Raw genomic sequence first — 16,979 nt, 5'->3', positions numbered from 1 at the left:
CTCGTGCGTTTTTCTTATGGCATATTGCCGCGACTTATATTATAATAAAAAATTGCGAGAAAAATGCCCTATATAGGTTTAGAGCGGCCATGAGACGAGTAAACTATTTATAGCCGCTTGTCAAGGAGAACGAAAAAAAGATTTTCGACAAGGTTGTCCATCATTCGGCAAAAAAGCAGGATTTTTTGCGACGGTGTAGAATAATAGGGGGTGTAAGGCAGCCCTTGCTTCAAGAGCACGGTCATCCGCTGTACAAAATCGCCAAGAAAAAAGTGAAATTTTCTTTTTCATGCTGAAATATAATATACCGAAGCGCACCTTTGAGATGCACCGCTCTGATGGATCGTTGTCCAGACGGCGGGCTGAGGGGCGGGAAGCGGATGATCGAGCCAGCCAACTTTATGGGCAAGGGGGCGAAACGAACGTTTTGAAAAAATTTGTCGAAATGGAAAGGAAAATCGGCTTGACGCCAAGAATAAATATGATACGGGGTTGTTCGTATGGGAAATCGCATTCCCGAGGAAACGATTGAAGCCATTCGCCGCGGCGTTGACATCGTTGACGTCATTGGCGAATACGTCCAGTTAAAAAAGCAAGGCCGCAACTATTTTGGCTTATGCCCATTTCATGGAGAAAAGACGCCATCGTTTTCCGTTTCCCCAGAAAAGCAAATTTTCCACTGTTTCGGCTGCGGGGCAGGGGGGAATGCCTTTACGTTTTTAATGGATATCGAAGGCATTCCGTTTGTGGAAGCGGCGAAACGTCTTGCGGCCAAAGCAGGGGTCGACTTGTCCGCCTATGTGCTGGACAGCCGCGGGGATGATGGCGGCCGAGCTGGCGAGGCGAAGACGATGGTCGAAGCGCACACGTTGTTGAAACGATTTTACCATCATTTGCTTGTCCATACAAAAGAAGGACAAGCTGCGCTCGACTATTTGCAGGCGCGCGGGTGGACGAGGGAAACGATCGACCGCTTTGAAATCGGCTATGCGCCGGACGTGCCTGATGCCGCCGTCAAGCTGCTTGAGAGCCGTTCGTTTCCGTTGGTGTTGATGGAAACGGCGGGCTTGTTGGTGAAAAAAGAAGACGGGCGATACGTCGACCGCTTCCGGAATCGGATTATGTTTCCGATCCATGATCATCGCGGCGAGACGGTTGGGTTTTCCGGCCGTCTGCTTGGCGACGGGCAACCAAAGTACATGAACAGCCCAGAAACGCCGATTTTCCGCAAAGGCACGCTTTTATATTTCTTTCATGAGGCGCGCGTGCCGATCCGCAAACGTCAAGAGGCGCTGCTCGTTGAAGGGTTTGCCGATGTCATCTCCGCCGTGCAGGCCGGCGTTGACTATGCGGTGGCAACGATGGGAACGTCGCTGACCGAGGAGCAGGCGCGCATTTTGCGCCGCCATGCTGAAACGGTCACGATTTGCTATGACGGTGACAGCGCGGGAACGGAAGCCGCCTGGCGCGCCGCCGAACAATTGAGCGCGTTCGGGTGCCGCGTGAAGGTGGCGTCGCTCCCGGATGGGCTGGATCCGGATGAATATATACGCACTTGCGGCGCCGACCGCTTTGCCGAAGAGATCGCCGCCGCCCGGCCGCTCATGGCGTTTAAAATGGACCGTTTGCGGCGGGGAAAAAACTTGCAGGAAGAAGGCGACCGGCTCCGTTATATCGAAGAGGCGCTGCGAGAGATCAGCAAGCTGTCGAGCCCGGTGGAAAAAGATTATTATATGCGCGAGCTTGCGGATGAGTTTTCGCTGTCGCTCTCCGCGCTTTACGAGCAGTTGTCCCGCTCCAAGCAGGAACGGCCAAAACCGCAAGTGAACAACGGCGGAAAACCGTCCCAGCCGGCATTGACGAAAAGATTGCTTCCGGCCTTTCAAAATGCCGAGCGGTTGCTGCTTGCCCATATGATGCGGAGCCGCGATGTGGCGCTCATCGTTCAGGAGCAGGTCGGCGGCCGATTTAATATCGAAGAGCATCGGGCGTTGGCTGCTTACATTTACGCCTTTTATGAAGAGGGGCATGAAGCCGACCCTGGCGCGCTCATGTCTCGGCTTCCCGACGAGTTGCGGACGCTGGCGAGCGAGCTGTCGCTTTTGCTGGTCGCCGAGGATGTGTCTGAGCGGGAGCTCGCCGATTGCATTCGCCATGTGTTGAATCGCCCGAAATGGTTAATGCTAAAGGAAAAAGAGCAAGAAAAAACGGAAGCGGAGCGAAGAAAAGACTTTTTGACGGCCGCCCGCATCGCGAAAGAGATGATTGAGATGAAAAAAATGTTATCTTCTTCATAACATGGTGGTATGAGTTTTTAAAGGAGGTAATGAAATGGCTGAAAAACCAGCCCAATCAAAGCAGGCTGAAGCTGCCGGCGAATCGCTTGAACAGGTGAAAGAGCAGCTCGCTGAGCTCGGCAAAAAGCGGGGGATTCTCACCTACGAGGAAATCGCTGAGCGGTTGTCCGGCTTTGATTTGGACTCCGACCAGATGGATGAGTATTATGAATACCTCGCTGAGCAGGGCATTGAAGTGATCAGCGAATCCGACCTTGAGGCCGATCCGGACATCGACGACTTGGCCAAAGAGGAAGAATTCGACTTAAACGACTTGTCCGTTCCTCCCGGCGTCAAAATCAATGACCCGGTGCGCATGTACTTAAAGGAGATCGGCCGCGTTCCGCTGTTGTCGGCGGAAGAAGAAATCGAGCTGGCGAAACGGATCGAGCAAGGCGATGAAGAAGCGAAACGCCGGCTGACGGAAGCGAACCTCCGCCTTGTCGTCAGCATCGCCAAACGGTATGTCGGCCGCGGCATGCTCTTTCTCGACTTGATTCAAGAAGGGAACATGGGCTTGATCAAGGCGGTCGAAAAGTTTGACTATCGGAAAGGCTACAAGTTCAGCACGTATGCGACGTGGTGGATCCGCCAAGCCATCACAAGGGCGATCGCCGATCAGGCGCGGACGATCCGCATCCCGGTTCATATGGTCGAGACGATCAACAAACTGATCCGCGTCCAACGGCAATTGCTCCAAGACCTCGGGCGCGAACCAACGCCGGAAGAAATCGCTGAGGAAATGGATTTGACGCCGGAGAAGGTGCGGGAAATTTTGAAAATCGCCCAAGAACCGGTGTCGCTCGAGACGCCGATCGGCGAGGAAGATGACTCGCATCTCGGCGATTTCATCGAAGACCAAGACGCGACATCGCCATCGGAACATGCTGCTTACGAGCTATTGAAAGAGCAGCTCGAAGATGTGCTTGATACGCTGACAGATCGCGAGGAAAATGTGTTGCGCCTCCGCTTCGGGCTTGACGACGGCCGGACGCGGACGCTTGAAGAAGTCGGCAAAGTGTTCGGCGTGACGCGCGAACGCATTCGCCAAATCGAAGCCAAAGCGTTGCGCAAGCTGCGCCATCCAAGCCGCAGCAAACGGCTGAAAGACTTTTTAGAGTGACCGTTTTGTTCAATAGTTTACTTCTTCGGAAGTAAACTATTTTTTCTTTCTTTTGTGAAAGGTGGTCTATCTATGAATCGGCAACGACGGGAAACGATCATCCAAGAAATCGAATATTGGAAACGTTCGCGCCTTCTGCCGGAACATTATTGCGACTATTTGCTCGCGCTGTACACGGAAGGCGGCGTCCGCCCGCGCGGCCGGCGGTGGCGCAGCCCGCTCGCCGCTGGCCTCTGTTTATTGCTTCCAGCCGTTGCTCTTGTCATTTATTTTACTGAATTGTCATTCGTTTTGCAAACGCTCCTTTTCGCCCTTTTTTTGGCTCTCTGCTTGTTCTTTTGTTGGCGGTGGCGGAACGAGCGAGAGCTCCTTCACTTTCCGCTCATCGGGAGCGCCTGGATTTTGCTTGTAGCGGCAATTGCCGGAAGCGAGCGGTATTTTCCCGGGCAAACGGGTGCGCTGACGGCTGTGGTGCTCGGAAATTGCGCCCTCTGGTTTGTTGTCGGCCGCCTGTTTCGCCTTCGTTACTTTTCGCTCGCCGCCGTCAGCGGGGCGCTGCTTGTGGCCGCCGTCGCCTCGTGGCGCTGAGGCGTGTTGTTTCCATTTCGGCAACTTAGGGCTTTTCCTTGTCCATTATTTACAGTAAAATAAAATTGTTTGCAGCGTTCTTCATCATACATAAGGGAGGTAAAAGAAATGAACCGCAATCCGCTCATCCCGTTTTTCATCATCATGGCATTCGGGATTGTGCTGACGTTCGTCTTGTCGTTTAAAGGGCTAGGCGATGCGAAGGAAATGGCCGAAGAGAAAAAAGGCGGCGGAAAAACGGAACAAACGGCCGAATTCAATCCGGAACAGTTTTATCAACAAACGTGCGCCAGCTGTCACGGCCAAAACTATGAAGGCGGCGTCGGCCCATCGTTAAAAGGAGTCGGGCAGCGGCTGTCGATGGATCAAATTAAAGACGTGATCCAACACGGGCGCGGCAACATGCCCCCAGGGCTTGTGCCGGCGGATAAAGCTGATGCCATGGCGAAATGGCTGGCGGGCTTAAAATAATGAACACCCAACATCCCTTTGCTTTTGGCAAAGGGATGTTTTGTTTAGTACAATAAAGGCGCGCGGTGTTGGAGAGGAAAGGAGGGGAAGGCGAACCGCCTTCGCGTTGCAGGTGGCGGAAGGCTGGTTGCCGTCGCGGTGTTATGAACGATTTTCGCCTGTCGAAACGGCTGGAAACGGTCGCCTCATTCATTCCAAAAGGCGCGGTGCTCGCCGACATCGGATCGGACCATGCGTATTTGCCTTGTTATGCCTGCCTGCACGGTTATGCATCCAAAGCGATTGCCGGCGAGGTGGCGGACGGACCGCTTCGTTCAGCGCGGCAACAAGTGGAAAAATCGGGGCTTTCCCATCTCATTTCCGTGCGAAAAGGAGACGGGCTTTCGGTTCTCGCTCCAAAAGAGGCGGACTGCATCACGATCGCTGGCATGGGCGGCGCGCTCATCGCCCGCATTTTGGATGAAGGTGAGGAAAAGCTTGACGGCGTCAAGCGGTTGATTTTGCAGCCAAACGTTGGCGCGGAACTTGTCCGCCGCTGGCTGCTTGATCACGGGTGGGAATTGATTGCCGAACGCATTTTGAAGGAAGAGGGGCAAATTTATGAAGTGCTCGTCGCCGAGCCTGGCGCCCCCCGACGGCCGTATCGCCATCTCGAGGCGGAGCTGCTCCTCGGACCGTTTTTGCGCCGGGAAAACAGCGAGGTGTTCCGCGAAAAATGGCGGCGCGAGATTGAAAATTGGAAGCGGATCATCGCTGATTTGACGGCCAAAGGGCAAAGCGAAGCGGCCGAGCGGAAAAAGCGCGAACTGGAGAGAAAAGTTCAATTGGTGGAGGAGGCGTTGCTATGAGCCGCGTTCCGTACGGCTATGAAATCATTCAGCTTCTTGAGCAGCTTGCTCCGAAACAGTTGGCGATGGAAGGGGATCGGATCGGTCTGCAAATCGGGACGCTAAACAAGCCGGTCAAAAAAGTGATGATCGCTCTTGATGTGCTCGAAGATGTCGTTGTCGAAGCGATCGATCAGCAAGTGGATTTAATCATCGCCCACCACCCGCCGCTGTACCGCCCCCTGAAGCAGCTCTCCACTGATGATGGGCACGGACGGACGATCGCCGCATGCGTCAAGCATGATATCGCCGTATACGCTGCTCATACGAATTTGGATGCGGCGGATGGCGGGTTGAACGACTGGCTGGCCGAAGCGCTCGGTCTCCAAGAGACGACAGTGCTTGTGCCGACGTATACGGAAGCGTTGAAAAAGCTCGTTGTCTATGTGCCGGTGACGCATGCTGAGGTGGTGCGGAAGGCCTTAGGCGATGCCGGCGCCGGGCATATTGGCCGCTACAGCCATTGCACGTTCAACAGCCGCGGCGTCGGCACGTTTTTGCCGGAGGAAGGGGCGCGGCCGTTCATCGGCGAGCAAGGGCGGCTCGAGGAAGTTGAGGAAGTGCGCATCGAAACCATCGTGCCGGCCTCTCTTGAACGGCAAGCGATTCAGGCGATGCTGTCTGTTCATCCGTATGAGGAAGTGGCATATGATATCTATCCGCTTGACAACGGAGGCCGCCGCTTCGGGCTTGGGCGCATTGGCCGGCTGCCGCATCCGGTGACGCTTGGCGCTTTCGCCGAGCAGGTGAAAACGGCGTTTTCCGTTCCGGCGGTGCGCGTCGTGGGCCGGCTGGACGATCTCGTGCAAACGGTCGCGGTGCTTGGCGGGGACGGAAACAAGTTTGTCAGCGCAGCCAAGGCGGCTGGCGCGGACGTGTACGTGACCGGCGATGTGTATTATCATACCGCCCATGACGCCCAAGCGCTCGGCCTTCATATCATCGACCCAGGCCATAATGTAGAAAAAATCATGAAAGAAGGCGTAGCCCGTTACTTAACCGCTGAGCTCGCGAAACGTCAATGGGAGGTGGAAGTGGTCGTTTCCAGTGTGCATACCGACCCGTTTCAATTCGTGTGAGCGGTCAACGGAAAAGGGCTGTCCTGGATGAGCCTTTCGACCGTTTATCCATGACAGCCTCTCTTTATGGACGAAACAACCGTCACTCTTCCTTCTTTGTTTTCACTTTCGGCAAAATTTTTTGCAGCGGCACTTTCCGTTCCCGCTTCCATGTCGACGGGTCGTTCGGGTCAAACTGCTCCAAAAAATCGATCACTTCTTTCGTAATCGGCGTCGGAGTGGAGGCGCCGGCGGTGACAGCGACTTTTTTCGCATCTTTAATCCAGTTGATGTCGATTTCCGTTACATCGGCGACGCGATACGCCTTCGTGCCGGCGATCTCTTCCGATACTTGGGCGAGGCGGTTCGAGTTGTTGCTGCGCGGGTCGCCGACGACGATCGTCACATCGGCTTCCTTCGCCTGCTCAGCGACCGCCTCTTGTCGAAGCTGGGTGGCGAGGCAAATTTCTTTATGCATTTCCACGTGCGGGTATTTTTCTTTCACTTTCGCCATGATGTCGGCGACGTCCCATTGGCTCATCGTCGTTTGGTTCGTCACCATGATGCGCTCATTATTAATGGACAGTCGTTCGACATCATCGATAGTTTCCACAAGATGGATCCTTTCCGGATTGATGCCGACCGCTCCTTCCGGTTCCGGGTGTCCTTTTTTGCCGATATAGATGATATCATAGCCATCGGCGAGTTTTTGTTCGATGAGCCGATGCGTTTTTGTCACATCCGGGCATGTCGCATCAATCGTGACAAGCCCCTTTTCGAGCGCTCGTTTTTTCACTTCCGGTGAGACGCCGTGGGCGGTGAAAATGACGGTGCCACGATCGATTTTTTCCAAAATTTCCAAACGGTTTTCTCCATCGAGCGTGATAATGCCTTCTTCGGCAAACGCGTCCGTGACGTGCTTGTTATGGACGATCATGCCGAGAATGTAAATCGGACGCGGCAAAGACGGGTCGAGCGCCGCGTTGCGGGCGATGACCATCGCATCGACCACCCCGTAGCAATACCCGCGCGGGGTAATTTTAATCACTTCCATCATATTCCCTCCCTGCCGCCGGCTGTGCGGCGGTTGTTCACCTTTCATTATATCGGAGCTCCGGGGAGAAGACAAAGAATAACCGCCCTAAACAGCGGGTGCGCTAGGGCGGGGAAAGAAACTAGATATACAGTTTCGGCTTGGATGGCTTCGGGGCGGCCGGTGCTTCTTTTTCCTGCGGCTCTTTGCGCTTTGCCTGCGGAACGGAGCGTTTTTTTGGCGCCTGAGCGGCCGGCTTTTGTTTCGTTTCGTTAGCCGGTGCGCTTTCCGACGTTGTTTCGCCTTCCCCTTCGTCGGCCGGTTTCAGCTCGCGGAAAATGCGGATCATCGCCGGAAGATTGCGGATGAGCGGTCCATACTGCTGCACCATCGGCATGACGTTTTGCGCGATGCCAAGCATTTTTTGCACGTTGTTTAACATGCCAACCAAGCCGCCGCCCGTGTTGGATGCGGCGGTGTTAGCAGCGTTGGGCAGCAGCGGCAGCCCCCACGGAGACGACGCAGCAGCCGGCGGCTGCCCGCGCGAAAACAAGCGAGCCAAGAAGCCGCCGGGGCCGCTTGTGCGGAAAGGCGGCGCCGGCATGCGGGCGAACGGGGCTGGCGGCCTTCCGGCAAACGGAGAAGGCATCATCGGGGGCCGGCTGTATCTCATAGCAGTTGCCTCCTTTCGGTCGTGCGGATGAACGAATGTCCTCCTTCATACAATATGCGGGCAAGGCGGGAAAGGTTTGTTGCCGCATCGTCTTTAGTTGCGGCGGGGGGCAGCGATTCGCTATAATGGTGAAGCGGACGAAGCGGTGCACATATGCCATTTGAAACGTTAACGTTTACGCTCTTTTATGGAGCCAGCGACTGTCGGGTGACCGAACAATACCGCTTCCAGACCCATGCATGGGTCTGTGAAGCAGTGGGTTGTTCGGTCTTCCGTCACGTCAAGGCTTGCCGCCGACAGTCGGAAAAATGGACGACACGCTTTTGGGCCAACGAGATGTGAAACTTTCCAGTTGCATTTATATTTGAAGGGAGTAGTGCTTAATGACAGAAACGCAGTTTGCTCGTTTTCCGTTTCAACCGTTTATCATCGAAGCGATCAAGGCGCTTCGTTTTTATAAACCGACGGAAATTCAAGAGCGCATCATTCCGGGGGCGCTGCGCGGCGAAAGCATGGTCGGCCAATCGCAAACGGGAACGGGAAAAACACATGCGTACTTATTGCCGATCATTGAAAAAATCAAACCGGAACGCGCCGAAGTGCAAGCCGTCATCACGGCGCCGACGCGCGAGTTAGCGACGCAAATTTATCACGAAACGCTGAAAATCACGAAGTTTTGCCCGAAAGATCGGATGATCGTCGCCCGTTGCTTTATTGGCGGGACGGATAAGCAAAAGGCGCTTGAAAAGCTCAACGTGCAGCCGCATATTGTCATCGGCACGCCGGGGCGCATCAACGATTTCATCCGCGAGCAGGCGCTTAATGTGCATACGGCCCACATCCTTGTCGTCGATGAAGCCGACTTGATGCTCGACATGGGCTTTATCGCTGATGTCGACCAAATCGCCGCCCGGATGCCGAAAGACTTGCAAATGCTCGTCTTTTCAGCGACGATTCCGGAAAAGCTGAAGCCGTTTTTGAAAAAATATATGGAAAACCCGACCTTTGTCCATGTCGACCCGAAACAGACGGCGAACGAAAACATCGAACATGTGCTCATCCCGCTGCGCGGACGCGAGAAAACAAAACTTCTTCATGATGTGCTCCTCAGCTACAACCCGTATTTGGCCATCGTATTTGTCAACACAAGGAAAATGGCTGACGAGGTCGCCGACCGTCTCGCTGAGCAAGGGTTGAAAGTCGGAGTGCTGCACGGCGACCTGACCCCGCGAGAGCGGAGAAAGATGATGAATCTCATCCGCGATTTGGAGTTTCAATATGTCGTAGCCACCGATTTGGCGGCGCGCGGCATCGATATTGAAGGTGTCAGTCATGTCATCAACTACGAGCTGCCTGATGATCTGCAGTTTTATATTCACCGCGCCGGACGGACGGCGCGCGCCGGCTATAGCGGCATCGCGGCGACGATTTATGAGCCGTCTGACCAAGATGCGATCGCTCGATTGGAGAAAATGGGAATTTCGTTTGTCCACCGCGATCTCGTGCGCGGCGAATGGAAGGAGCTGCCGCCGTGGAACCGGCGGAGCAAGCGGGCAGGCGAAAAAGACGACGAACTGGCGCTGCTTGTCGCCAAACTGAAAAAAACGAAACAGGTGAAGCCGGGCTACAAGAAAAAGCTGCGCGCGGAGCTGGAGAAGAAGAAAAAGCGGCTTAGCCGCTTCAAAAAATCATAGCCGTCCGCCTTCAACGCAAAGAAAAGGGAGAGAAGAACATGTTAAAAATCGGTTCACACGTTTCCATGAGCGGAAAGAAAATGCTGCTGGCCGCCAGCGAAGAAGCGGCCTCTTACGGAGCGAACACGTTTATGATTTACACCGGGGCGCCGCAAAACACAAAGCGCAAGGCGATTGAAGAGCTCAACATCGAAGCCGGGCGCGAGCATATGCAAGCGCACGGCATCGAAGAGATCATCGTCCATGCCCCGTATATCATCAATATCGGCAATACGACCAATCTCGATACGTTTTCGCTAGGCGTCGACTTTTTGCGCGCGGAAATTGAGCGGACGGAAGCGATTGGCGCCAAACAGCTCGTGCTGCACCCAGGCGCTCATGTCGGTGCGGGGGTGGAAGCCGGACTTCGGCAAATTATTCGCGGACTGAATGAAGTGTTGACGCGCGAGCAGACGGTCGAAATTGCCCTGGAAACGATGGCCGGCAAAGGGTCGGAATGCGGGCGAACGTTTGAGGAGCTGGCCTGCATTATCGACGGCGTCGCCTATAATGACAAGCTGTCCGTTTGCTTTGATACGTGCCATACGCATGACGCCGGCTATGACATCGTCAACGATTTTGACGGCGTCCTTGAGGAGTTTGACCGGATCATCGGCCTCGGGCGGCTGAAAGTGCTGCACATCAACGACAGCAAAAACCCGCGCGGCAGCCGGAAAGACCGCCATGAAAACATCGGTTTCGGCCATATCGGATTCCAGGCGCTCAACTATATCGTCCATCACCCGCAGCTTGAGGATATTCCGAAAATTTTAGAAACTCCATACGTGGGCGAAGACAAAAACAACAAAAAACCACCGTACAAATACGAAATCGCCATGCTGCGGGCGCAGTCGTTCGATGATCAGTTGCTTGAAAAAATCGCCGCTGGGGCGGAATGAAAAAAGGGCTATATGCCCTTTTATTTTTTTTGCACGAACTTCAAAAATAGTTCGTTCGCCTTTCGAGCGATGTCCGGCGAGGTGATTTTGGCCAGTTCGCGCACCCATTTTTTCCTCTCTTGCGGATCGAACACGTTAATGTTGTTCGTCCGGGCGAGATGAAGAATTTTCTTCGCCTGGCTGACCGTGATCGGCAAGCCGTACTCTCGGCTGTACACAACGAGTTCTTCCGGGGTAATCGTTTTTAATTTTTGCTTTACAAACTGTTGGTAAATGTTCATGGCAGCCGCCTCCTTGCTTCTATTCCAGCATATGACGTGAGTGGAAAAGGCGTGTATGGTATAATGGAAAAGAAAGCAAAAAGGGAAAGGGTGGTAGTTTGTCGTCAAAACAGCATAAAAAAGAACCGTTGAGCCATGTGTTGTATCGGGGGTTGATGATCGCTATCGGCGCCTCTTTGGCGGCGTTTGCCATCGAACGGTTGCTCGTTCCAAATAAAATGATCGACGGCGGCATTATCGGTGTATCACTGATTTTGGATTACTTAATTCCAGATGAATGGCGGCTGCTCAATTTCGCTACGCTCGTCATCCTCTTAAACGCTCCGTTCATGTACTTCGGCTACAAGCAAATCGGCAAAACGTTTATGTTGTCGACGATTTTAGGCGTCGTCATTCTCGGCGTCACAGAACGAGCATTTCACCATTTTTCCCCGCTGACGACCGAGCCGATTTTGGCCACTGTTTTTGGCGGATTGGCGCTCGGGCTCGGTGTTGGACTTGTCATCCGCCATGGCGGATCGCTTGACGGGACGGAAATTTTAGGGATTTTGCTGACGAAAAAGATTCCGTTTTCCGTTGGGGAGTTCGTCATGTTTGTCAACGTCTTTGTTTTTGGCTGGGCGGCGTTTGTGCTTGGCCTCGAGCCGGCGATGTATTCGGTGATGACGTACTACATCGCTTCAAAAACGATCGATGCGGTCATCGAAGGGCTTGACGAGACGCGGGCGGCCTTTATTGTGACCGATCATTATGAGGAAATTTCCGACGCCATTTTGCACCGGCTCGGCCGCGGGACGACGAAATTGCTCGGCAAAGGCGGATATACGGATGAGCAAAAAGAAATCATTTATGCGGTCGTCACGCGCTTGGAAGTGACAAAACTAAAATCGATCGTCAATGAAATCGACCCGGATGCGTTTATCACCATTATGCCGACTCATGAGGTGCGCGGGGCCCGCTTTAAATCAGCGATTCATTGAGGTTTACAAAATGCGGATGGTCGGTTATACTTGCATAGGAAGATAAATCGGAATGATTCTGAATTAGCAAGGGAGAACGACCATGGAAAATGGGATTGCCGTGCAAATTGAGGATGTTTCGTTTCGCTATGACAAAGAGAACGTGCTTGAAAACGTCAGTTTAATGGTGCCGAAAGGGGCGTTTTTAGGGTTGGTCGGCCCGAACGGCTCGGGAAAATCGACGCTGCTCAAATGTGTGCTCGGCTTGTTAAAACCGAACAGCGGCCGCATTTTCTTGTTCGGCGAGCCGATCGAATCGTTTCGCGAATGGCATCGGATCGGTTTCGTGTCGCAAAAAGCGAACAGCTTCAACCGCAGCTTTCCGGCAACGGTTGAGGAAGTGGCGGCGAGCGGATTGGCGGCCAAACGCGGTTTGTTCCGGCAGCTGACAAAAGAGGACCGCCGAGCGGTTGAGGCGGCGCTCGCCGCCGTTGGGCTAAGCGGCCTAGCAAAGCGCAATATCGCGGAGCTTTCCGGCGGTCAGCAGCAGCGGGTGTTTATCGCCCGGGCGTTGGCGAGCAAGCCGGATTTGCTCATTTTAGACGAGCCGACGGTCGGCGTCGACGCCCGCCATGTGCACGAGTTTTACGAACTGCTCGGCGACTTGAACCGCCGCGGCTTGACGCTCATCCTAGTGACGCACGACATCGGAACGATCACCGATCAGGTGACCGATATCGCCTGCTTGAACAAGCGCCTTTATTTCCATGGGAACGCGGAAGAGTTTGCCCAGCTTGACGACGAGGCGATTTCACAGTTTTACGGTCATCCGCTCCGCGTTCTCTCTCATGAGCATTAAACGCAGGAGAAACGAGACGGGGACAGTGGAGGGATGACACGTGTGGGAAGCGATTTGGCACTATGAATTTCTGCGCAATGCGTTTGTCGCCGGCATTTTGACCGGTTTTGCAGCGCCGTTGCTCGGTGTCTTTATTGTTGTTCGGCGGTTGTCGCTCATCGCCGATGCGTTAAGCCATGTGACGCTCGCTGGCATCGCCGCCGGGCTCTTGCTCGGTTCATTGGCGCCGGCGGCTGCGAGCTGGAATCCGCTTTACATCGGCATGGGCTTTTCCGTCGTCGGGTCGCTGCTTGTCGAGAAGCTGCGCGCTGTTTACCGCCATTATGAGGAGCTCGCCATTCCGATCATTTTGTCATCCGGCATCGGCTTGAGCGTCATTTTCATTTCAATCGCCAACGGGTTTACGACCGATTTGTTTTCCTATTTGTTCGGCAGCGTCAGCGCTGTCAGCCGCGCCGATGTTTGGACAGCGGTGGTTGTTGCTGCGGCTGCGGCGATCGTTATTTTGGCGTTTTACAAAGAGCTGTTTCTCCTTTCATTCGATGAGGAATACGCCCGCGTCTCCGGCATTCGCACCACATTGATCCACTTTTTGTTCATCGTGTTGGTTGCGCTTGTCATCGCCGCATCGATGCGCATCGTCGGCGTGCTTCTCATCTCGTCGCTCATGACACTGCCGGTCGCGGCGAGCATCCGCATCGCCAAAAGTTTTAAGCAGGCGATGGGGCTTTCGATTTTGTTCGGAGAGCTGGCGGTCATCGCCGGGCTTTGGGCGGCGTATGAGCTTGACTGGGCGCCGGGCGGAACGATCGTCATTGTAGCGGTTGTCATTTTGCTTTTCGCACTCGGATGGAAAAGGGGGCGGCAGCGATGAATATCGGTGAAGCGTTGCAGTTGATGAAAGAGAAAGGGTTTAAATATACGGAAAAACGGAGACAAATGTTGGAGTTATTTGCCGAAAGCGACAAATACTTGACGGCCAAAGACGTGCTTGAAGCGCTCCGTCCCGTCTATCCGGGCTTGAGCGTTGATACAGTGTACCGCAATTTGTCGCTCTTTACGCTGCTTGGCATTTTGGAGATGACCGAGCTGTCCGGGGAAAAACATTTCCGTTTTGCCTGCGGCGCCCGTCGTCATCATCACCATTTCATCTGCATCCAGTGTGGAAAAACAAAAGAAATTGACGCATGTCCAATGGATGTGCTCGCCGAGAAGCTCGATGGTTATGAGATCGCTGACCATAAGTTTGAAATTTACGGCACATGTCCGCAATGCCAACAACATCTCCCTGTATAAGCAGGGAGATGTTGTTTTATGGCCGGAGGCGCTGTTCGATTTCTCGCTTTGCTTCAAGCCAGTTGTTGACGCGGATGACGTTTTCGGGGAGCGGGCCTCGGTTGTATGGGGTGTCAAACAAAATGACCGGAATGCCGCATGCTTCGGCGATTTCACAGGCATTGTCGTACTTGTCTTCAAAGAAGGCGGACAGCTTATATTGGCGGACGGCGGCGATTTTGTCGTGCGACCCGATCAGATCAATATGGTGGTAATAGACGCCGTGCCGCCGAAACCAGCGCTCGGTGAGCTCGTACAAATGGCGGCCGCGGGCGCTGATGTAATACAGCTCGTATTTGTCTTTCCAGCTGTCGATCACTTCAAGCGCATAGCGGGCCAGCGGAGCGCGCTCATAAATATCCGCTTCGTTGTCCTCCAGCCAGCGGTCCATTTCTTCCTCCGTCACGCCGTATAACGGCGCCAAATTGTATTGCGTAATATCGCTTAATGCGAGCTCTTTGCCGAACGCTTCGTTCAAATACGGAATGAATGTGCTCGGACATGTCACCGTGCCGTCAATGTCGATGCCAAGCCGTTTTTTCACCGTTTCACCCTCCTGTTAGAAAATATTCACACTGATAAAATAACACCGGTTTCCCATACTAATAATGCTTCTTACTTTAAGAAAGCGAGGGAAGCATATGGCAGAAGACCGCGAGCGCACGTATGGAGGCTACGTGCAATCGATCGGAAAAGAGGAACCAGAACGAAATTTTATGGAAGAAACAGCGGCGGAAGTCGCTGAACCGATTCGCCGCCGCGACGAGCGGGACGAAGAACGAGCGGACGGCGCCGGGCTCGGCTGGCTCGCTTTGGCCCTGTCCATCATCGCCTTGTTTATCTGGCCGATTTTGTTAGGAGCGGCCGGCATCATTGTCGGGTTTATCGCGCGCCGGCGCGGCGCGGAAACTCTCGGGGCATGGGCCATCGGGATCGGCGTCATCGCCATTCTCGTCCGCCTGTTTATTATGCCGTTTTACACGTAAAAAAAGCGAGGGTGTCCCCAAGCGGGGACGCCCTTTTTCTGTCCGCCCTTCCGCTGTTTCTGCTCACTTGGCGGCGCTGCCTTTTAGGGCGGCTTCTTTTTGCTTAGCGAAATATTCTTCCACCAGCTTGTCGATTTCTTTTTTCAGCTCTTCCACCATTTGCTCTTCCGGCACTTTCCGGACGATTTTGCCATGGCGAAACAACAAGCCTTCGCCGCGGGCACCGGCGATGCCGATGTCCGCTTCGCGCGCCTCGCCCGGCCCGTTGACGGCGCAACCGAGCACGGCGACTTTGATCGGCGCTCGAATTTTGGCGATATAGTCTTCGATTTCGTTGGCGATGCGGATCAAATCGATCTCAATCCGCCCGCACGTCGGGCAGGAAATAAGCGTCGCCGCATTGGAGGCAAGTCCGAACGTTTTTAAAATTTCGCGCGCCACTTTTACCTCTTCAACCGGGTCGGCGCTTAACGAAACGCGGATCGTATTGCCGATGCCTTTGCTTAAAATGGCGCCGAGCCCAACCGCGCTTTTGATCGTGCCGGAAAACAGAGTCCCCGCTTCGGTGATGCCGACATGGAGCGGATAGTCGAACGTGCGCGCCGCTTTTTCATACGCTTCAATGGCGAGGCGCACGTCGGACGCCTTTAACGAGACAATAATATCGTGAAAATCAAGCTCTTCCAAAATGCGGATATGATATAAGGCGCTCTCCACCATGCCGTCGGCCGTCGGGTATCCGTATTTTTCCAAAATGCGCTTCTCGAGTGATCCGGCGTTGACGCCGATGCGAATCGGCACGCCGCGTTCTTTCGCTGCTTTCACGACCGCTTCGACTTTTTCGCGGCGCCCGATGTTGCCTGGATTGATGCGGATTTTATCGACGCCGCCTTCGATCGCTTTCAGCGCCAATTTATAGTCAAAGTGGATGTCGGCGACAAGCGGGATGTTGATTCGCTTTTTAATTTCCGGTATGGCCTCAGCCGCCCGCTCGTCCGGGCAGGCGACGCGGACGATTTGGCAGCCCGCTTCCTCGAGGCGATGGATTTGCGCCACCGTCGCTTCGACATCGTGCGTTTTTGTGGTCGTCATACTTTGAATGATGACTTCGTTGCTGCCGCCGATCGTCAGCGGACCGACGCGGACCGGCCGTGTTTTTGAACGATGGATGATTTCACCCACGGGAATTCGCTCCTTTAACATTCAAGTCGCTTTCTGCATTATTGTAACAGTGCCATCAGCCGTTTGACAAGCGATTCGCCGGTTAACGATAGATCGGCACTTTATAAGTTTTCCCGATTTTTAATGTTTGTGCATGTTCTCCTGGATTTAACCGCTCAAAATCATGAATCAGTTGCTCAAGCGGAACGGGCAATGGACCGTCGAGTTCTTTCTCGACGATGGACAACAACGTATCGCCGGGGCGAACTGTCACGGTCCGGTACGGCATGGGCGCTTGTTTCGGCTGGACAATGGCTGCTGCTGTTTCAGACGAAGGGTGGAGCGTTCCGATGGCAAGATCGCGGTAAACGATATAGCTGGAAAGAATGAGAAATAGGAGAAGAATGAATTTTTTCATGGCGCTTCCTCCGCTTGCGCACATTTGTCGTTAATTCATTATGTATGCTTGTCCAGCGAAAATATGCCTTCCTTGTAAGGTCGGCTATTTCATGGGGAAAACACCCCAACAAGAGAATGTCTCCAATCTGAAAAACGGCATAACGGTCGTTCTTTGCATTCACGGCTCGATGGCTTTGA

The 16,979-nt window shown here is 53.9% G+C and carries 19 protein-coding genes; 13 read left to right on the top strand and 6 right to left on the bottom strand.

The window, feature by feature from the left end; genetic code table 11:
* Positions 1–500: 500 nt before the first annotated feature.
* The 6 genes from dnaG to GJ1_RS07510 all read left to right on the top strand — a co-directional run bounded on the left by dnaG (position 501) and on the right by GJ1_RS07510 (position 6,484).
* Positions 501–2,297, top strand: a complete 1,797-nt coding sequence (gene dnaG / locus GJ1_RS07535; protein ID WP_066230663.1) for a DNA primase — start codon at positions 501–503, stop codon at positions 2,295–2,297.
* 34 nt (positions 2,298–2,331) lie between these two features.
* Entirely contained in the window at positions 2,332–3,459 is a 1,128-nt protein-coding gene (gene rpoD / locus GJ1_RS07530; protein WP_011231962.1) for an RNA polymerase sigma factor RpoD, read from the top strand.
* 72 nt (positions 3,460–3,531) lie between these two features.
* A complete protein-coding gene (locus tag GJ1_RS07525) occupies positions 3,532–4,047 on the top strand; it encodes a hypothetical protein (RefSeq protein ID WP_066230660.1) in 516 nt (171 codons plus the stop codon).
* Between the two features lie 108 nt (positions 4,048–4,155).
* The gene (cccA, locus tag GJ1_RS07520) at positions 4,156–4,518 is read left to right on the top strand and encodes a cytochrome c550 (RefSeq protein ID WP_066230657.1); all 363 of its coding nucleotides are present in this window, start codon (positions 4,156–4,158) and stop codon (positions 4,516–4,518) included.
* Positions 4,519–4,661: 143 nt separating this feature from the next.
* Complete coding sequence (locus GJ1_RS07515; RefSeq protein WP_066230655.1) at positions 4,662–5,366, top strand: tRNA (adenine(22)-N(1))-methyltransferase; 705 nt, start codon at positions 4,662–4,664, stop codon at positions 5,364–5,366.
* A complete protein-coding gene (locus GJ1_RS07510) occupies positions 5,363–6,484 on the top strand; it encodes a Nif3-like dinuclear metal center hexameric protein (RefSeq protein WP_066230652.1) in 1,122 nt (373 codons plus the stop codon). The genes GJ1_RS07515 and GJ1_RS07510 overlap by 4 nt, the downstream gene beginning before the upstream one ends.
* 82 nt (positions 6,485–6,566) lie before the next feature.
* Here GJ1_RS07510 and GJ1_RS07505 read toward each other — a convergent pair whose 3' ends face one another.
* Both GJ1_RS07505 and vrrA read right to left on the bottom strand, forming a co-directional pair.
* On the bottom strand, positions 6,567–7,517 hold the full coding sequence (locus tag GJ1_RS07505; RefSeq protein WP_066230649.1) for a 4-hydroxy-3-methylbut-2-enyl diphosphate reductase: 951 nt from the start codon (positions 7,515–7,517) through the stop codon (positions 6,567–6,569).
* 121 nt (positions 7,518–7,638) lie between these two features.
* A complete protein-coding gene (gene vrrA / locus GJ1_RS07500) occupies positions 7,639–8,169 on the bottom strand; it encodes a VrrA/YqfQ family protein (RefSeq protein ID WP_066230646.1) in 531 nt (176 codons plus the stop codon).
* 383 nt (positions 8,170–8,552) lie between these two features.
* Between vrrA and GJ1_RS07495 the strand changes: the two genes are divergently transcribed.
* Positions 8,553–9,863 (top strand): DEAD/DEAH box helicase, encoded by a 1,311-nt coding sequence (locus GJ1_RS07495; protein WP_066230643.1) that lies wholly within the window; start codon positions 8,553–8,555, stop codon positions 9,861–9,863.
* Positions 9,864–9,901: 38 nt separating this feature from the next.
* Positions 9,902–10,801, top strand: a complete 900-nt coding sequence (locus tag GJ1_RS07490; protein ID WP_066230640.1) for a deoxyribonuclease IV — start codon at positions 9,902–9,904, stop codon at positions 10,799–10,801.
* A 20-nt stretch (positions 10,802–10,821) separates the two neighbouring features.
* Here GJ1_RS07490 and GJ1_RS07485 read toward each other — a convergent pair whose 3' ends face one another.
* The gene (locus tag GJ1_RS07485; protein ID WP_066230638.1) at positions 10,822–11,082 is read right to left on the bottom strand and encodes a DUF2624 domain-containing protein; all 261 of its coding nucleotides are present in this window, start codon (positions 11,080–11,082) and stop codon (positions 10,822–10,824) included.
* A 98-nt stretch (positions 11,083–11,180) separates the two neighbouring features.
* Here GJ1_RS07485 and GJ1_RS07480 point away from each other — a divergent pair, with 98 nt between their 5' ends.
* The 4 genes from GJ1_RS07480 (at position 11,181) to GJ1_RS07465 (ending at position 14,196) form a co-directional block, all read left to right on the top strand.
* Positions 11,181–12,062, top strand: a complete 882-nt coding sequence (locus GJ1_RS07480; RefSeq protein WP_083509971.1) for a YitT family protein — start codon at positions 11,181–11,183, stop codon at positions 12,060–12,062.
* Between the two features lie 82 nt (positions 12,063–12,144).
* Positions 12,145–12,900: a metal ABC transporter ATP-binding protein gene (locus GJ1_RS07475; protein ID WP_066230636.1), complete on the top strand. Its 756-nt coding sequence runs from the start codon at positions 12,145–12,147 to the stop codon at positions 12,898–12,900.
* Positions 12,901–12,940: 40 nt separating this feature from the next.
* The gene (locus GJ1_RS07470) at positions 12,941–13,774 is read left to right on the top strand and encodes a metal ABC transporter permease (protein ID WP_066230632.1); all 834 of its coding nucleotides are present in this window, start codon (positions 12,941–12,943) and stop codon (positions 13,772–13,774) included.
* Positions 13,771–14,196, top strand: a complete 426-nt coding sequence (locus GJ1_RS07465) for a Fur family transcriptional regulator (protein WP_066230629.1) — start codon at positions 13,771–13,773, stop codon at positions 14,194–14,196. Before GJ1_RS07470 ends, GJ1_RS07465 begins: the two co-directional genes overlap by 4 nt.
* Before the next feature lie 16 nt (positions 14,197–14,212).
* Here GJ1_RS07465 and GJ1_RS07460 read toward each other — a convergent pair whose 3' ends face one another.
* Complete coding sequence (locus GJ1_RS07460) at positions 14,213–14,779, bottom strand: hypothetical protein (RefSeq protein ID WP_066230626.1); 567 nt, start codon at positions 14,777–14,779, stop codon at positions 14,213–14,215.
* A 97-nt stretch (positions 14,780–14,876) separates the two neighbouring features.
* Here GJ1_RS07460 and GJ1_RS07455 point away from each other — a divergent pair, with 97 nt between their 5' ends.
* Complete coding sequence (locus tag GJ1_RS07455; RefSeq protein ID WP_066230622.1) at positions 14,877–15,221, top strand: hypothetical protein; 345 nt, start codon at positions 14,877–14,879, stop codon at positions 15,219–15,221.
* 63 nt (positions 15,222–15,284) lie between these two features.
* Here the strand turns inward: GJ1_RS07455 and ispG are convergent, their stop codons facing one another.
* Both ispG and yqfZ read right to left on the bottom strand, forming a co-directional pair.
* Positions 15,285–16,403: a flavodoxin-dependent (E)-4-hydroxy-3-methylbut-2-enyl-diphosphate synthase gene (ispG, locus tag GJ1_RS07450; RefSeq protein ID WP_066230619.1), complete on the bottom strand. Its 1,119-nt coding sequence runs from the start codon at positions 16,401–16,403 to the stop codon at positions 15,285–15,287.
* An 82-nt stretch (positions 16,404–16,485) separates the two neighbouring features.
* The gene (gene yqfZ / locus GJ1_RS07445) at positions 16,486–16,800 is read right to left on the bottom strand and encodes a protein YqfZ (RefSeq protein ID WP_066230617.1); all 315 of its coding nucleotides are present in this window, start codon (positions 16,798–16,800) and stop codon (positions 16,486–16,488) included.
* Positions 16,801–16,979 lie beyond the last annotated feature (179 nt).

Origin of the sequence: Geobacillus jurassicus NBRC 107829 (assembly GCF_001544315.1) — a bacterium.
Lineage (GTDB): Bacteria > Bacillota > Bacilli > Bacillales > Anoxybacillaceae > Geobacillus > Geobacillus jurassicus.
Note: the sequence above shows the minus strand (reverse complement) of the source record. Positions and strands in the feature narration are given on the sequence as shown.

Excerpts from the sequence above, each read along its gene's own strand:
- dnaG (WP_066230663.1), top strand. The coding sequence starts at position 501 with ATGGGAAATCGCATTCCCGAGGAAACGATTGAAGCCATTCGCCGCGGC.
- rpoD (WP_011231962.1), top strand. The coding sequence starts at position 2,332 with ATGGCTGAAAAACCAGCCCAATCAAAGCAGGCTGAAGCTGCCGGCGAA.
- GJ1_RS07525 (WP_066230660.1), top strand. The coding sequence starts at position 3,532 with ATGAATCGGCAACGACGGGAAACGATCATCCAAGAAATCGAATATTGG.
- cccA (WP_066230657.1), top strand. The coding sequence starts at position 4,156 with ATGAACCGCAATCCGCTCATCCCGTTTTTCATCATCATGGCATTCGGG.
- GJ1_RS07515 (WP_066230655.1), top strand. The coding sequence starts at position 4,662 with ATGAACGATTTTCGCCTGTCGAAACGGCTGGAAACGGTCGCCTCATTC.
- GJ1_RS07510 (WP_066230652.1), top strand. The coding sequence starts at position 5,363 with ATGAGCCGCGTTCCGTACGGCTATGAAATCATTCAGCTTCTTGAGCAG.
- GJ1_RS07505 (WP_066230649.1), bottom strand. The coding sequence starts at position 7,517 with ATGGAAGTGATTAAAATTACCCCGCGCGGGTATTGCTACGGGGTGGTC.
- vrrA (WP_066230646.1), bottom strand. The coding sequence starts at position 8,169 with ATGAGATACAGCCGGCCCCCGATGATGCCTTCTCCGTTTGCCGGAAGG.
- GJ1_RS07495 (WP_066230643.1), top strand. The coding sequence starts at position 8,553 with ATGACAGAAACGCAGTTTGCTCGTTTTCCGTTTCAACCGTTTATCATC.
- GJ1_RS07490 (WP_066230640.1), top strand. The coding sequence starts at position 9,902 with ATGTTAAAAATCGGTTCACACGTTTCCATGAGCGGAAAGAAAATGCTG.
- GJ1_RS07485 (WP_066230638.1), bottom strand. The coding sequence starts at position 11,082 with ATGAACATTTACCAACAGTTTGTAAAGCAAAAATTAAAAACGATTACC.
- GJ1_RS07475 (WP_066230636.1), top strand. The coding sequence starts at position 12,145 with ATGGAAAATGGGATTGCCGTGCAAATTGAGGATGTTTCGTTTCGCTAT.
- GJ1_RS07465 (WP_066230629.1), top strand. The coding sequence starts at position 13,771 with ATGAATATCGGTGAAGCGTTGCAGTTGATGAAAGAGAAAGGGTTTAAA.
- GJ1_RS07455 (WP_066230622.1), top strand. The coding sequence starts at position 14,877 with ATGGCAGAAGACCGCGAGCGCACGTATGGAGGCTACGTGCAATCGATC.
- yqfZ (WP_066230617.1), bottom strand. The coding sequence starts at position 16,800 with ATGAAAAAATTCATTCTTCTCCTATTTCTCATTCTTTCCAGCTATATC.